The 14,389-nt window shown below is 59.2% G+C and carries 15 protein-coding genes; 5 read left to right on the top strand and 10 right to left on the bottom strand.

Annotated features, from left to right (window positions below; translation table 11 throughout):
• Positions 1-2 precede the first annotated feature (2 nt).
• From aspS to ACU680_RS02070, 4 genes are all read right to left on the bottom strand, one after another.
• Entirely contained in the window at positions 3-1,778 is a 1,776-nt protein-coding gene (gene aspS / locus ACU680_RS02085) for an aspartate--tRNA ligase (protein WP_003227530.1), read from the bottom strand.
• Positions 1,779-1,878: 100 nt separating this feature from the next.
• Positions 1,879-2,100, bottom strand: a complete 222-nt coding sequence (locus ACU680_RS02080; protein WP_003227532.1) for an FmdB family zinc ribbon protein — start codon at positions 2,098-2,100, stop codon at positions 1,879-1,881.
• Between the two features lie 133 nt (positions 2,101-2,233).
• The gene (locus ACU680_RS02075) at positions 2,234-2,569 is read right to left on the bottom strand and encodes a ribbon-helix-helix domain-containing protein (RefSeq protein ID WP_448178530.1); all 336 of its coding nucleotides are present in this window, start codon (positions 2,567-2,569) and stop codon (positions 2,234-2,236) included.
• Between the two features lie 187 nt (positions 2,570-2,756).
• Entirely contained in the window at positions 2,757-3,227 is a 471-nt protein-coding gene (locus ACU680_RS02070) for a Dps family protein (protein ID WP_007912745.1), read from the bottom strand.
• A 310-nt stretch (positions 3,228-3,537) separates the two neighbouring features.
• On the opposite strand from ACU680_RS02070, the gene ACU680_RS02065 reads away from it, so the two are divergent.
• Positions 3,538-4,140 carry a cold-shock protein gene (locus ACU680_RS02065; protein ID WP_003227539.1) on the top strand — a complete coding sequence of 201 codons (603 nt, stop codon included), beginning with the start codon at positions 3,538-3,540 and terminating at the stop codon, positions 4,138-4,140.
• A gap of 73 nt (positions 4,141-4,213) precedes the next feature.
• On the opposite strand, the gene ACU680_RS02060 is transcribed toward ACU680_RS02065, so the two are convergent.
• Positions 4,214-4,420, bottom strand: coding sequence for a SlyX family protein (locus ACU680_RS02060; RefSeq protein ID WP_007962092.1), 207 nt, complete (start codon positions 4,418-4,420; stop codon positions 4,214-4,216).
• Between the two features lie 3 nt (positions 4,421-4,423).
• On the bottom strand, positions 4,424-4,849 hold the full coding sequence (locus tag ACU680_RS02055; protein ID WP_400763788.1) for an HIT domain-containing protein: 426 nt from the start codon (positions 4,847-4,849) through the stop codon (positions 4,424-4,426).
• An 884-nt stretch (positions 4,850-5,733) separates the two neighbouring features.
• Here ACU680_RS02055 and ACU680_RS02050 point away from each other — a divergent pair.
• Complete coding sequence (locus ACU680_RS02050) at positions 5,734-7,083, top strand: OprD family porin (RefSeq protein ID WP_108592213.1); 1,350 nt, start codon at positions 5,734-5,736, stop codon at positions 7,081-7,083.
• A 117-nt stretch (positions 7,084-7,200) separates the two neighbouring features.
• Here the strand turns inward: ACU680_RS02050 and ACU680_RS02045 are convergent, their stop codons facing one another.
• The gene (locus ACU680_RS02045; protein ID WP_007912753.1) at positions 7,201-8,043 is read right to left on the bottom strand and encodes a mechanosensitive ion channel family protein; all 843 of its coding nucleotides are present in this window, start codon (positions 8,041-8,043) and stop codon (positions 7,201-7,203) included.
• 180 nt (positions 8,044-8,223) lie between these two features.
• Positions 8,224-8,709 carry a YajQ family cyclic di-GMP-binding protein gene (locus tag ACU680_RS02040; protein ID WP_003227548.1) on the bottom strand — a complete coding sequence of 162 codons (486 nt, stop codon included), beginning with the start codon at positions 8,707-8,709 and terminating at the stop codon, positions 8,224-8,226.
• A gap of 140 nt (positions 8,710-8,849) precedes the next feature.
• Here ACU680_RS02040 and ACU680_RS02035 point away from each other — a divergent pair, with 140 nt between their 5' ends.
• From ACU680_RS02035 to ACU680_RS02025, 3 genes are read left to right on the top strand one after another with little or no spacing between them, the layout of a single operon-like run.
• A complete protein-coding gene (locus ACU680_RS02035) occupies positions 8,850-9,767 on the top strand; it encodes a putative 2-dehydropantoate 2-reductase (RefSeq protein ID WP_448178529.1) in 918 nt (305 codons plus the stop codon).
• A gap of 45 nt (positions 9,768-9,812) precedes the next feature.
• Positions 9,813-11,849: a sensor histidine kinase gene (locus ACU680_RS02030; protein ID WP_007962086.1), complete on the top strand. Its 2,037-nt coding sequence runs from the start codon at positions 9,813-9,815 to the stop codon at positions 11,847-11,849.
• 3 nt (positions 11,850-11,852) lie between these two features.
• Entirely contained in the window at positions 11,853-12,437 is a 585-nt protein-coding gene (locus ACU680_RS02025; RefSeq protein ID WP_448178528.1) for a cob(I)yrinic acid a,c-diamide adenosyltransferase, read from the top strand.
• A 130-nt stretch (positions 12,438-12,567) separates the two neighbouring features.
• Here the strand turns inward: ACU680_RS02025 and ACU680_RS02020 are convergent, their stop codons facing one another.
• Together ACU680_RS02020 and ACU680_RS02015 are read right to left on the bottom strand one after the other, a co-directional pair.
• On the bottom strand, positions 12,568-13,512 hold the full coding sequence (locus tag ACU680_RS02020) for a Nudix family hydrolase (RefSeq protein ID WP_448178527.1): 945 nt from the start codon (positions 13,510-13,512) through the stop codon (positions 12,568-12,570).
• Positions 13,509-14,141 carry a glutathione S-transferase family protein gene (locus ACU680_RS02015; protein ID WP_448178526.1) on the bottom strand — a complete coding sequence of 211 codons (633 nt, stop codon included), beginning with the start codon at positions 14,139-14,141 and terminating at the stop codon, positions 13,509-13,511. The genes ACU680_RS02020 and ACU680_RS02015 overlap by 4 nt, the downstream gene beginning before the upstream one ends.
• Positions 14,142-14,389 lie beyond the last annotated feature (248 nt).

The following is a 14,389-nucleotide window of genomic DNA, read 5'->3' as shown; positions in this document are numbered from 1 at the left end:
TCTTACTCAGCCTTTGGCGTTTCGCGCAAACGAATGTGCAGCTCGCGCAGTGCCTTGGCATCCACCACACCCGGCGCTTGGGTCATGACGTCCGCAGCACTCTGGGTTTTCGGGAAGGCGATCACTTCACGGATCGACTGGGCGCCGGTCATCAGCATCACCAGACGGTCCAGACCGAAGGCCAGACCACCGTGCGGCGGTGCACCGTACTTCAGCGCGTCAAGCAGGAAGCCGAACTTCTCTTCCTGTTCCGCTTCATTGATACCCAGCAGACGGAACACCGCTTGCTGCATTTCCTTGCGATGGATACGGATCGAACCGCCACCCAGCTCGGTGCCGTTGAGCACCATGTCGTAGGCGCGGGACAGAGCGCCGGCCGGGTTGGCCTCCAGCTCTTCAGGGGAGCACTTCGGCGCGGTGAACGGGTGGTGCAGCGCCGAGAAGCTGCCATCGTCGTTTTCTTCGAACATCGGGAAGTCGACGACCCACATTGGCGCCCACTTGCAAGTCAGCAGGTCGAGGTCGTGACCCAGCTTGATACGCAGCGCGCCCAAGGCTTCGCTGACGATCTTGGCCTTGTCGGCGCCGAAGAACACGATATCGCCGTCAACCGCACCGACGCGATCGAGGATCACGTTCAGGTTGGCTTCAGGGATGTTTTTCACAATCGGCGATTGCAGACCCTCAACACCGGCAGCGCGCTCGTTGACCTTGATGTACGCCAGGCCCTTGGCCCCGTAGATGCCGACGAACTTGGTGTAGTCGTCGATCTGCTTGCGCGGCATGCTCGCCCCGCCTGGAACGCGCAGTGCCGCGATACGGCATTTCGGATCGTTGGCCGGGCCGCTGAACACCTTGAATTCGACTTCTTTCAACTGATCGGCAACGTCGACCAGTTCCAGCGGGTTACGCAGGTCCGGCTTGTCGGAACCGTAACGGCGCATGGCTTCTTCGAAGGTCATGTGCGGGAACTCGCCGAATTCCAGATCCAGCACTTCCTTGAACAGGTTGCGGATCATGCCTTCGGTCAGGCCCATGATGTCTTTTTCGTCGAGGAAGCTGGTCTCGATGTCGATCTGAGTGAACTCAGGCTGACGGTCGGCACGCAGGTCTTCGTCGCGGAAGCACTTGGCGATCTGGTAGTAACGGTCGAAACCGGCCACCATCAGCAGTTGCTTGAACAACTGAGGCGATTGCGGCAGCGCGAAGAACGAACCGGCGTGAGTACGGCTCGGCACCAGGTAGTCACGGGCGCCTTCCGGAGTCGCGCGGGTCAGGATCGGCGTTTCGACGTCGAGGAAGCCGTTCTCGTCGAGGAAGCGACGGATGCTGGTGGTCATGCGCGAACGCAGACGCAGCTTCTCGGCCATTTCCGGACGACGCAGATCCAGGAAGCGGTAGCGCAGACGGGTTTCTTCGCCGACGTCGGAGTATTCGTTGAGCGGGAACGGCGGGGTTTCCGACTCGTTCAGCACTTCCAGCTCGTAGCCCAGCACTTCGATCATGCCCGACGCCATGTTGGCGTTGGTCGCACCGGCCGGACGCAGACGTACCTTGCCGGTGATCTTCACCACGTATTCGCTGCGCACGCGATCGGCGGCGGCGAAGCTCTCGGCGCGATCCGGATCGAACACCACCTGAGCCAGACCATCACGATCACGGATATCGAGGAAAATCACCCCGCCGTGGTCGCGACGACGGTGAACCCATCCGCAAAGGGTAATTTCCTGGCCTTCCAGGCTTTCGTTCAGTTGGCCGCAATAATGGCTGCGCATCATGGTAGTGGTTTCGCTTCTCGTAATTCGAAATTCGGTGGAGATTCCGTCGCACTCAAGCACTGCGAAATCTCACGCGTGTCGTTCGACCAGGGTTTGAACCCTAGTCAGATTTGTCGCCACCGGCCAGATTCTTCTTGGCTCCGGTCTTGAAATCGGTTTCGTACCAACCGCTGCCGCTGAGGCGAAAACCCGGCATGGACAGCTGTTTCTTGAGCTCTGGCGCCTGACAGGCAGGGCAGTCGACCAGCGGTGCCTCGCTGATCTTTTGAATGGCTTCCAACTGATGACCACAGGAAGCACATTGATAATCGTACATCGGCATGGGGGTGTCTCGGCGATCAGATTGCCACCGCGCGCAGGGCTTTGCGGCGAAAGAGCGGGATTATATCCATTAAATGCGGGCTGTGCAGCCGTAAGACTGCACAGCCCGCCACGTCATTTCAAGTATTGCCCGTTCAGGGCATGACGGCCGCCGGGGTATCGCGCAGGCTATTCATCACGCACACCACCCGCACCAGACCACTGAAGTTTTTCACCCCGCCGTGGCGCAGGTGCACTTCGCGGTCCACATGGGACAGCAGCGTGCTAACCGAACAGCCGTTGTGCCCGGCCATGTCACCGAGAATGTTCCAGTAAACCTGCTCGAGCCTCAAGCACGTGGCAAACCCGTTCAACCGCACTGATCTCGCCAGCGGCCGGATCAGCTCGAAGTCGAAATCGCTGACAAACGGATCAACCTTCAGAGCCTGCTGCGAAACGCCATGTTCGCTTTGCCTGTCTGCACCCACCATATCGCTGACACTCCTTTGTCATCGCTGCTTTTATAAAGACAACATCCTGTGCCTTCATAAAAACGCAGACGCAGAGCCAGCGCCAGATGACTAGTTGCCCAGCAACGTAGGATAAGCCGACATGTTCAGTAAGATTTGAAACAGCACGCGGACATCCATTACCCCCGGATATCCGCGCACCGGATTATCAGGCCTCGAGCAACGCGCGCAGCATCCACGCAGTCTTCTCGTGTACTTGCATGCGCTGGGTCAGCAGGTCGGCCGTCGGCTCGTCACTGACTTTGTCCAGCAACGGGAAGATGCCGCGAGCGGTGCGCGTGACCGCTTCCTGGCCGTCGACCAACTGCTTGATCATGTCCTCGGCACTTGGCACGCCGACTTCTTCTTTAATAGAGGAGAGACGTGCGTAAGTCGCGTAGGCACCCGGCGCCGGAAAACCCAGAGCGCGGATGCGCTCGGCGATCAGATCCACCGCCAGCGCCAGCTCGTTGTATTGCTCTTCGAACATCAGATGCAGGGTCCTGAACATGGGCCCGGTGACGTTCCAGTGGAAGTTATGGGTTTTCAGATACAGCACGTAGGTGTCCGACAGCAGGCGCGACAGCCCCTCGACGATGGACTTGCGGTCTTCTTCACTGATACCGATATCGATTGCCATGTTTACCCCCTAAGGCGATTGAATTCATCCAACAGGTGCAGCCCCACTCTAGCAAGACAGCCGCCACCTCGCAGCCGGCAATCTTCACTCGCCGTGCGACAAATCGACCGGGCCGGTGCCGCTGGCCGGGGTAATTTGAGTCGCTGCAGGCTTTGCTGTTAAATAGGCAGTGTGTCGCTAAGCCCCGTTTTTCGGGGGTGTCGCGCATAGGCTGATGCCGGGCACGTGTCCAACGCCTCTTTATTGTTCCGAAGCGAACCGTGCGCCTTCAGCTCTTCCTTGTGAGCCGTCATAACGTGAGCCAATCAAAATGTTGAAGATCGTCCACCTGCTAATGGGCGCAGCGGCCTTGCTGCTGTCGTTCATACCTAGCTTGAAATCCGAAGCCGTTCCTTACCTGCAACAACCCGATGCACTTTACCTGGCCTTTTTCGGCCTGCTGAACCTGGTCATCGCTCCAGTGATTCCTTACTGGAACAAAGGCCCGCGCCAGCATCTGCAAAATCTGGTCAGCGCTCTTCTCGTGCTGACTGTCGTCCTGCAAACCCTGACCCTGATCGCACCGATGCCAGTCATCGCCGGTCAACCTGCCGTGTTGTTCAGCCTGGTGATCGCCCTGGTTGCCGTGGTTGTGCATCTGGCTGTGAGCTTCTACAAATCTTCACCGGCTGCCGCACCTGTCAGCTATGACATGAGCAATCGTGATACCGGTACCGTCAAGTGGTTCAACACCTCCAAGGGCTTCGGCTTTATCTCCCGGGATTCCGGCGATGATATTTTCGTGCACTTTCGTGCAATCCGTGGCGAAGGCCACCGCGTACTGGTCGAAGGCCAGCGCGTGGAGTTCTCGGTGATGAACCGGGACAAAGGCCTGCAAGCCGAGGACGTGATCGCCGCCCTGCCGCGTCGCTGATCCAAGGTAATAAAAAACCGCGAGCAGCCAGGCTGATCGCGGTTTTTTTACGCCTGCACAAACGTGCCTGGCATCAGTAATGCGGCGGTGGCGCCTCTTCCTCGAAAGAGTCGAACTGCCCGACCATCTCTTCCTGACGCTTGAGCAAGGCGGCCATCTGCAGCTGCAGGCGCTCGATCACCCGCTGCTGCGCCACCAGTTCGTCGTTCAATGCCTGAATGGTGTCGTCCTGGAAGGCCAGACGACTTTCCAGATCGGTAACGCGTTCTTCAAGGTTCATGGTTCAGCTCTCCAGAAACGTGAAGTGTTCGGTCAACACCAGTCGCAACCGCTCACGAATGGCCGCTACCTGCTCGGCGCTGTAGGGCTTTGCCGGATGTTTGCCCCAGACTGGCGCCGGCCATGCCGCATCGTCACGCTTGCGCACGATCACATGCATGTGCAGTTGGCTGACGACGTTGCCCAGCGTTGCGACGTTCAGCTTGTCGGCGTCGAACAAGTCCTTGAGCAACTCGGCCAGCGCGGTGGTTTCCTGCCACAACTGCTGCTGGTCGGCGACATCCAACTGAAACAACTCGCTGATATCGTCGCGGCGTGGCACCAGGATGAACCACGGGTAATTGGCATCGTTGGACAACAGCAGCCGGCAGAGCGGGAAGTCGCCGATGGTCAGGGTGTCCTGTTGAAGTCGTGAATCTAAAGCAAACACTGCATGCACTCCCGGCTGATCTACACAATTCAGCTTAGTGGCCATCCCGACGGGCGACGCACCAAGCGACAGGCAGGCAGCATACCTGCGAATGCGCCGAGGTTCACGAAGCCAGCCCACTCAGGCCCTTGCAAGAGGCATTCATACGGACCGTGCACCATCACAGCGCCAGGTTTGCCCTCAAGCACGAACAAATGCCCGAGACGCCCAGATCAACCCGACAGCAGAGTGACCACACACTGTATGAATCCGGTACAGCCTGTAAATTTTTTGCACCAAAAGCGCACAGTGCGTCTACGCTCAGTGCGTCGGGCATCCGCCAAATACTCACTTATGGGGTGAACCGGTAACGTTTTTGGTTGCCACGCCACCCTTCGAACGTGACAACACGATGTAAAGGTATGCGTCAAGCCCCTGATACAAAAGGGCTTGAACCCCCGTTTTTATGAGGTTTTTACGGCTACAGGCGGGTGTTCAGAAAAATAAACGTGGCAACCCTGCACTTTGTGCACGCTTGTTGCATTCAGACACACATGGTCTATAAGCGCAGCACGTGAAGTGGCAGCTTGAGACCAACCAAATACGGTGGCAGGGTTGCCCCAATGGAGATTCAAGTGTTTTGCCAGGGACTCTTTTTTACCGATGCAAAAAGGCCCAGAAACAGCGATAAAGTTGTCAGCCCGGCTGCATGGGTAATGTGAATTTGCGACATCGACCAAGCTATTTGCGACCTCGTCGTAAAGAACATGAAAGGTTGTATGTGCAAGTATCGCCAACAATGTCGGCGTGATATAAGTTTGCGCCGACACAAAAAGAAAGAGCCGCCCAGATAATAAAACAGGTGGGACGGCAGTACTCTTCTAAAACCAAAGGAGCAAATCACGATGCGCGTGATGAAGTGGAGCACAATCGCACTGGCAGTTGCAGCAGCAGCCAGTACTCAGTTGGCTACGGCCGCCCCGTTTGTAGATGACCAGGCAGAAGCCAAAGGTTTTGTTGAAGGCGCGAAACTCACCGAGACGTTGAAGAACTACTACTTCAACCGCGACAACAAGAACGGTGGCCACGACCAGAAAGACTGGACCCAGGGCTTTCTCGGTAACTTCACTTCCGGTTACACCCAAGGCACCGTAGGCGTCGGTATCGATGCATTCGGTTACCTCGCGGTCAAGCTGGATGGCGGTGATGGTACTACCGGCACTGGCAACATGAGCCGTAGCGACACCGTCAAGGCCAACGGTTATGCCCACGACGTTAACGACAGCCAAGGCAAAGCCGGCGCAGCCGTTAAATTCCGCATCTCCAAAACCGAGCTGAAATTCGGCGACATGCAGCCAAGCACCGCTCCGGTATTCGCTGTTGGCGGCTCCCGTATCCTTCCGCAAACTGCCACTGGTTTCCAGTTGCAGAGCAGCGAAGTCAAAGATCTGGACCTCGAAGCGGGTCACTTCTACTCGGCTACCAGCCAGGACAAAAACGCTCGTGAAGGCGGCCTTTACGCCACCTACGCGGGTGTTGAAGCCAAAAACATCGACTACTTCGGTGGTAAATACGGCATCACTGACAACCTGACTGCATCGCTGTACGGCGCCAAGCTGGAAGACATCTGGAACCAGTACTACGCCAACGTGAACCTCACTACCCCGTTTGGTGGTGACACTTCGCTGAACACCGACTTCAACATCTACCGCACCACCGACACCGGCAGCGCCAAAGCGGGCGACATCAGCAACACCGCCTTCTCGCTGGCAACCGCCCTGTCGTTCCTGAAGGCACACACCTTCACCCTGGCCTTCCAGAAGGTCAACGGCGACACCCCGTTCGACTACATCGGCGTGGGCAAGAACAACCGTGGTGGCGACTCGATCTTCCTCGCCAACTCCATCCAGTACTCCGACTTCAACGGTGCTGGCGAGAAATCCCTGCAAGCCCGTTACGACCTGAAAATGGCCGAGTACGGCGTTCCTGGCCTGAGCTTCATGGTTCGTTACGTTAAAGGTTGGGATATCGACGGTACCCACACTCCAGCGGGTAGCGCTTACGCCGGCCTGTACGGTGAAGACGGTAAACACCACGAAACCAACTTCGAAGCCAAGTACGTTGTTCAGTCTGGCCCAGCGAAAGATCTGTCCTTCCGCATCCGTCAAGCCTGGCACGTTGCTAACGCTGACGAAGGCGAAGGCGACGTTAAAGAGTTCCGCCTGATCACCGAATACCCACTGAACATCCTGTAATTGTCAGTGGTTAGTTTCGAAGCATAAAAAAAGGCCCATCTACGGATGGGCCTTTTTATTGCCTGTCACTTGTAATAAATGCCTGACCAGCAAGTCAGGCATTTAATTAGCAACCTATCATTGTGTTGCCGATTCCTGAACCACACGAATTACGCGCTGTGGAAAGGGAATATCAATACCGGCAGTCTTTAAACGATCACGCGACTGTTCGTTAAACATGAACATCACATCCCAATAGTCTGCAGTTTTAACCCAGACTCGCAGGGAAACCGTGATCGAACTGTCACCCAATGTCGAAATGACCGCTTGTGGCGCAGGGTCCTGCAACACGCGCTCATCCTTGGCCAGATCCAGCAGCACCTGACGGGCTTTCTGCAGATCCGCTTCGTAATCCACACCCACGTCGAACACCACTTTGCGGGTTGGCTGACGGTTGGTGTTGGTGATGATGCCGTTCGACAGATTGCCGTTCGGGACGATGATGGTCTTGTTGTCACCGGTACGCAGCACGGTGTGGAAAATCTGGATGCTGTCGACCGTACCCGCCACGCCTTGCGCCTCGATCCAGTCACCGATACGGAACGGACGGAACAGCAAAATCAACACGCCGCCGGCGAAGTTCGCCAAGCTGCCTTGCAACGCCAGACCGATGGCCAGGCCGGCAGCACCGATCGCAGCCACGAACGAGGTGGTTTCCACGCCGATCATCGAGGCGACGCTGACGATCAGCAACACCTTGAGGATGATGTTCGCCAGGCTGCTGATGAAGCCTTGCAGCGCCAGGTCGGCATTGCGCAGAGCCAGCAGGCCACCAAGCTTTTGCGTGACCTTGTTGATCAGCCACCAACCGATCGCCAGGGTAATCACCGCCAGCAGCACGCGGCTGCCGTATTCCATGATCATCGGAATCCACGCCTGGGACGCCTTGACCAGGTTGTCTACCTCAGCATTCAAATCCATCATCCATCTCCTGATTTCCGGCTACCCGGGCTGTAAAAAATCAGCGGCAGAAACCGCCAGGTATACATAAAACAATGTGGGAGCGAGCTTGCTCGCGAAGGCGGTGTGCCAGTCAACTCATGGCTGAATGACATACCGCTTTCGCGAGCAAGCTCGCTCCCACAGATCATCTGACCGGACTTAGTCGCGGAAGTTGTTGAACTGCAGCGGCATGCCGAATTCCTTGGCGCGCAGGGCCGCGATGGCTTCCTGCAGATCATCGCGCTTCTTGCCGGTCACACGTACCTGCTCGCCCTGGATGGCGGCCTGCACCTTGAGCTTGGCGTCCTTGATGTGCGCGACAATCTTCTTCGCCAGTTCCTTGTCGATGCCTTCCTTGAGAATGGCGTCCTGCTTCATCAGCTTGCCCGAAGCGTAAGCATCTTTGACTTCAAGGCACTGCACATCGATCTTGCGCTTGGTCAGGGCCAGCTTCAGGATCTCGATCATCGCTTCCAGCTGGAACCCGGCTTCAGCGGTCAGGTTGACGGTCAGGTCCTTTTCCTTGAACTCAAAGCTGCCTTTGCCTTTCAGGTCATAGCGACGATCGAGTTCCTTCACGGCGTTCTCGACCGCGTTGGTCAGCTCGTGTTTGTCCAGTTCGGATACCACGTCGAACGACGGCATGTAATCTCTCCAATAAAAAGGCGCGCTCGATGAGGATGGAGCGCGCTTGGCTTGCGGTTAAAATCCGGCTCATTATAACGGGTCTTTTCCCACCGATACGGCGAGCCTTGCATGCCAGTACCTTACCGAGTGAAAAACTGATGTCCACCCCCTGGCACGTTCTCGGCGCCGGCAGCCTCGGCACCCTCTGGGCCACGCGTCTGGCGCGGGCCGGTCTGCCGGTGCGCCTGATCGTGCGGGATGCCGAGCGCTTGCGCAGCTATCAGGCGGCGGGCGGTCTGACGCTGGTCGAACACGGCGCAGCCACTGCCTATGCTGTCCCCGCGCAAACGGTGGACGATCCAGAGCCGATCCGCCGCCTGCTGGTCGCCTGCAAGGCCTATGACGCCGAAAGCGCCGTCGCCCGCCTCGCCCCGCGCCTGAGCGCAGATGCCGAGCTGATCCTGCTGCAAAACGGCCTCGGCAGTCAGGACGCGGTCGCAGCGGTGGTTCCGCAGGCACGCTGCATCAGCGCCTCCAGCACCGAAGGCGCGTTCCGCGACGGCGACTGGCGCGTGGTGTTTGCCGGCCACGGTTTCACCTGGCTGGGCGATGCCGGCCATCCGGTAGCGCCGATCTGGCTGGACGACCTGCAAGCGGCGAACATCCCCCACGAATGGAGCACCGACATTCTCACCCGGCTGTGGCGCAAACTGGCGCTCAATTGCGCGATCAATCCACTGACCGTGCTCCACGATTGCCGTAACGGCGGGCTGAAACTGCATCAATGCGAAGTCGCCACGCTGTGCGCAGAGCTTGCCGAATTGCTGGAGCGTTGCGGTCAACCGGCGGCGGCGCTCGATCTGCAACAGGAAGTCGAACGGGTGATCCACGCCACGGCGGCCAATTACTCGTCGATGTATCAGGACGTGGCCAACCAGCGCCGCACCGAAATCAGCTATCTGCTGGGCCACGCCTGCAAAGTCGCCAGCCGTCATCAACTGAACCTGCCGCACCTCAAGCAATTGCAGCAACGGCTGGTCGGCCATCTGCGCAGCCTTGGATTGCCCAGCGACTGAGCAGCGGCTACGCTGCCCACTTGTTCCTTTGCTGCGATAAACCTGATGCCATTGCGCCAGCGCCTTGAAAACCTGCCGGTCGGCCAGAAACTGCTGGCCGCCCTGCTGGTGTTGTTGACCACCGTCCTGCTGGTCGCCAACCTGACCTTTATCAGCGCCGCCTATTACATCTCCCAGGAAAGCATGGCGCCGCAGGCCCTGCAGACCATCGGCCGACTGATCTCCAACCCGAGCCTGGTCGCACAAGCCCTCGAGTCGCCACAAAGCGCCGAACGCCTGCTCAAGGAACTCGACAGCTATTCGCCGTTGCGCGCGGCGGCGCTGTATGACGGCAAGGGTGACCGCATCGCCCAGGTGCAGCGTGGCGACAAGCTCAATCTGCCGGAACGCTATCGGCACGTCGAAGCCTGGCAACTGACCGAGTTTCGCAGCAACCAGTTGATCACCCTGCCCCGCCCCGGCACCGCGCCGGGGCATCTGCTGCTGGTGGCCAGCAGTGAACTGCCGATGGCGTTCTACACCGGCACCCTGACTGCCAGCCTCGGCATCCTGATTTTCAGTGTGCTGCTGTGGCTGGTGATTGCCCGGCAGATCAAACGCCTGATCACCCGGCCAATCCATGAGCTGGAAGAGCTGTCGCGTCAGGTCACCCGTGAAGAGAACTATGCCCTGCGTGCCTCACGCGGCAACCACGATGAAATCGGCAGTCTTGCCGAGGCGTTCAACACCATGCTCTCGCGTATCGAGGCCCGCGAACAGCAACTCAAGCGCGCCCGCGATGACTCACAGGCCGCTTACGATCAGGCGCAGGGCCTGGCCGAAGAAACCCGCCACACCAACCGCAAACTGGAATTGGAAGTACAGGTGCGGAGCAAGATCGAGAAGAAGCTCACCGGATTCCAGAACTACCTCAACAGCATCATCGACTCCATGCCCTCGGCGCTGATCGCCCTCGACGAGCAGCTCTACGTGACCCAGTGGAACCAGGAGGCCAGCGCCCTCTCCGGGACGCGTCTGGATGAAGCGCTGAACCAGCCGATCTTCCTCGCCTTCGAACCGCTCAAGCCGTTTCTGCCGCAACTCAAGCAGACCGTGGAAGAGCACACGGTGGCGAAAATCGAGCGAGTGACCTGGTTCAAGGATGACGAACCCAAGCATTACGCCCTGACCTTTTACCCGCTGATGGGCGGTGCCGGGCGTGGTGTGGTGATCCGCATCGACGACATCACCCAGCGCCTGTCGCTGGAAGAAATGATGGTGCAGTCGGAAAAAATGCTCTCGGTCGGTGGCCTCGCTGCCGGCATGGCCCATGAGATCAACAACCCGCTCGGCGCGATCCTGCACAACGTGCAGAACATTCGTCGGCGGCTGTCGGCGGATCTGCCGAAGAACCTCGAAACCGCCGAGCAGCTCGGCATCGAACTGGACACGGTCAACCGCTACCTGCAAAGCCGTGAAGTGCCGAAACTACTCGACGGCATCCAGCAGGCCGGCGCGCGCGCGGCAAAAATCGTCACCCACATGCTCAGTTTCAGCCGCCGCAGCACCCGGCAAATGGCGCCCTGCGATCTGCCGGCGTTGATTGATCAGGCGGTGGAAATTGCCGGCAACGACTTCGATCTGGCGATCGGTTTCGACTTCAAGGGCCAGGCGATCATCCGCCAGTTCGATCCGGCGCTCGGCCCGGTGCCGGGCACCGCCAACGAACTGGAGCAAGTGCTGCTCAACCTGCTGAAAAACGCCGCGCAAGCCATTCACCAGCGCGAAGACGACAGCGAGCCGGGGCGGATCATCCTGCGCACCAAGCTCAATCCGCCATGGGCCGAGATCCAGGTCGAGGACAACGGCATCGGCATGAGCGAGAACGTGCGCAAACGTACTTTCGAGCCGTTCTTCACCACCAAGGAAATCGGCCAGGGCACAGGGCTGGGGCTGTCGGTGTCGTACTTCATCATCACCAACAACCATAAAGGCCAGATGGAAGTGCAATCCGCGCCGGGCCAGGGCACCTGCTTCACCTTGCGCCTGCCACTGACCCAACCGGCGGCCATCGCCGCCGAAACCAATCAACTACCGAGGTAACCCATGGGCTTTCGCCTGTCGAAGATTTACACCCGCACCGGCGACACAGGCGAAACCGGCCTGGGCGATGGCCGCCGCGTACCCAAGGATCACCCGCGGATCGAAGCGATTGGCGAAGTCGACACGCTGAACAGTCAGGTCGGTGTGCTGCTGGCCGGATTGATCGCCGAACGTGAGGCATTCCCGGGTTTAAATGAACTGATCGACGTGCTCGCGCCTTGCCAGCATCGCCTGTTTGACCTCGGCGGTGAACTGGCGATGCCGCAATATCAGGCGCTGAATGCGGCGGAAATCGAGCGCCTGGAAGCAGCCATCGATGTGTGGAACGAGGAATTGGGGCCGCTGGAGAATTTCATCCTGCCCGGCGGTTCGATGTTGATTGCCCAGGCCCATGTGTGCCGCAGTCTGGCGCGCAGTGCCGAGCGGCGTTGTCAGCATTTGAATGCGATCGAGCCATTGGCCGGGGTTGGCCTGGCGTATATCAATCGGCTGTCGGATCTGTTGTTCGTGGCCGCAAGGTTGATTGCGCGGCGGCAGGGGATTGCAGAGATTTTGTGGCAACCTGCTGCAAAACCAATAGAAATGTAGTGTTTTATTGGCCGCCATCGCTGGCAAGCCAGCTCCCACAAGGTTTTGTATCGTTCTCCGCATTTGCGGTGCACCCGACACCTGTGGGAGCTGGCTTGCCAGCGATGAGGCCATCAGCCTCAGCACATAATCAAGCTACTGGCCAGAACGCCCGAATCCCCGCCACACCCTGAGCCCCGACACCCCAAGCCTTCTCGCGCTCCGCCGGGCCAACCCCGCCGAGCATGAACACCGGCTTGCCAAAGCCCTCGATCAACGCAGCAGCCTGCTCCCAGCCCAACGGTTGCGCGTCCGGGTGGGTCAAGGTTGGTTGAACCGGTGACAGGGTGACGAAATCCACGCCCATCTGCTCGGCCAGCGCCAGTTCTTCGGCGTTGTGGCACGAAGCCGCCAACCAGCGCTCCGCCGGCAACGGTCGCCCCGCTTCGGCGTATTTGCGCAATTGCGCGGCGGTGATGTGCCAGCCGGCGGACGGGAAATCGCCGAGCCATTCGAACGGCCCCTTGATCATCAACTGCGCCTTGCCGGCACACAGACCGGCTGCATCCACCGCCAGATCGCGGTATTTGGGGTCGTAGCCGTTGGGCGCACGCAGCTGGATCAGTTTGATCCCGCCGGCAATCGCCTTCTGAATGCCGCGTAGCAAGGCCGGGGCTTCCAGATCTTCCGGGGTGATCAAGTATTCAGCGGGCAGGCGTGCGGCGGCGACGATTGGCTGGTTGGCGGCCGGAAACTCGTAGCCGGTCAGTTCTTTCGCGCTGACCCAGGCCAGTGGCTGACCTTCGGCGCCGTGGGGTTCACCGCTGAAGCTTGAGACTTCCCAGACATCCAGCAACACCTGCTTGTCCGGGTAGTCGTGGCGAACCTTGATCAGTGGACGAGCGGCGCCCACGACGATGCCCAATTCTTCCTGAAGCTCGCGAGCCAGGGCGCTTTCGACGGATTCGTCAGCCTCGACCTTGCCGCCGGGAAACTCCCACAAGCCGCCCTGATGCTGGGTGTCGGCACGGCGGGCGATGAGGATTTTGCCGCTGTCGTCCCGAATGACGGCAGCCGCGACGTGTACGCGTTTCACGGATTCAACTCCTCCAGTCCAGCCTTTTGCCACGCCTTGAAAGCGGGCCATTGGTAGACGGTTTCAACATAGGCCTGATCAACCGCCGACAACTGCACCTGGTAAGTCCGCAGGCGCACGGCAATCGGGGCGAAGAACGCATCAGCCAGACTCACCCGGCCAAACAGATACGGTCCAGGCTCTGTGGCGGCAGCGCGGCATTCGGCCCACAGCGCGAGCATGCGTTCGATATCGACCTTCACTTCCGGCGGCACCGGGTTCAGCGGTGCGTCGTGGCTCAGGTTGAACGGCATGTGATTGCGCATGGCGAAAAAGCCACTGTGCATCTGCGCGCAGGCGGAACGGGCCTGAGCGCGAGCGAAAAGATCACTTGGCCAGAGCTGCTCGGACGGGAACTGTTCGGCCAGGTATTCGGCGATCGCCAGAGAGTCGGCGATAGTGCCACGAGAGGTTTGCAGCAACGGCACCTTGGCGGTCGGCGAATGCTTGAGCAGCCGCTCGCGGGTGTCGGGCTTGCCGAGTTTGATCAGTTCTTCGCTGTAGGGCGCGCCGGTCAGCTCGACGGCCAGTGCGGCACGCAGCGACCAGGAAGAAAGCAGTTTGTCGCCGATGATCAGGTGCAGGGACATGGTGTGGCGCCTTGTCGTCAGTGGAAAGCTTCAAGACTTGTAGTGACCGGGCCGACGCTTTCGCGGGCGAGCCCGCTCCCACAGTAGTTTCGGTCGTGCACAAATGTCGTGTAGACCACAGAACCCTGTGGGAGCGGGCTTGCCCGCGAAGAGGCCGGCTCATTCAACATTGATGTTGCCTGACACAACGCCATCGCGAGCAGACTCACTCCTACAGTAGATGAGTGAACGACACGGATCCCCTGTAG

It is taken from the genome of Pseudomonas sp. LF020 (genome assembly GCF_053456425.1).
The sequence above is the reverse complement of the archived record's forward strand: the minus strand, read 5'-3'. Positions and strand labels throughout refer to the sequence as shown.

Excerpts from the sequence above, each read along its gene's own strand:
- ACU680_RS02040 (WP_003227548.1), bottom strand. The coding sequence starts at position 8,709 with ATGCCGTCGTTCGACGTGGTATCCGAACTGGACAAACACGAGCTGACC.
- ACU680_RS02015 (WP_448178526.1), bottom strand. The coding sequence starts at position 14,141 with ATGTCCCTGCACCTGATCATCGGCGACAAACTGCTTTCTTCCTGGTCG.
- aspS (WP_003227530.1), bottom strand. The coding sequence starts at position 1,778 with ATGATGCGCAGCCATTATTGCGGCCAACTGAACGAAAGCCTGGAAGGC.
- ACU680_RS02065 (WP_003227539.1), top strand. The coding sequence starts at position 3,538 with ATGTTGAAGATCGTCCACCTGCTAATGGGCGCAGCGGCCTTGCTGCTG.
- ACU680_RS02080 (WP_003227532.1), bottom strand. The coding sequence starts at position 2,100 with ATGCCGATGTACGATTATCAATGTGCTTCCTGTGGTCATCAGTTGGAA.
- ACU680_RS02070 (WP_007912745.1), bottom strand. The coding sequence starts at position 3,227 with ATGGCAATCGATATCGGTATCAGTGAAGAAGACCGCAAGTCCATCGTC.
- ACU680_RS02060 (WP_007962092.1), bottom strand. The coding sequence starts at position 4,420 with ATGAACCTTGAAGAACGCGTTACCGATCTGGAAAGTCGTCTGGCCTTC.
- ACU680_RS02075 (WP_448178530.1), bottom strand. The coding sequence starts at position 2,569 with ATGGTGGGTGCAGACAGGCAAAGCGAACATGGCGTTTCGCAGCAGGCT.
- ACU680_RS02025 (WP_448178528.1), top strand. The coding sequence starts at position 11,853 with ATGGGCTTTCGCCTGTCGAAGATTTACACCCGCACCGGCGACACAGGC.
- ACU680_RS02030 (WP_007962086.1), top strand. The coding sequence starts at position 9,813 with ATGCCATTGCGCCAGCGCCTTGAAAACCTGCCGGTCGGCCAGAAACTG.
- ACU680_RS02035 (WP_448178529.1), top strand. The coding sequence starts at position 8,850 with ATGTCCACCCCCTGGCACGTTCTCGGCGCCGGCAGCCTCGGCACCCTC.
- ACU680_RS02045 (WP_007912753.1), bottom strand. The coding sequence starts at position 8,043 with ATGGATTTGAATGCTGAGGTAGACAACCTGGTCAAGGCGTCCCAGGCG.
- ACU680_RS02050 (WP_108592213.1), top strand. The coding sequence starts at position 5,734 with ATGCGCGTGATGAAGTGGAGCACAATCGCACTGGCAGTTGCAGCAGCA.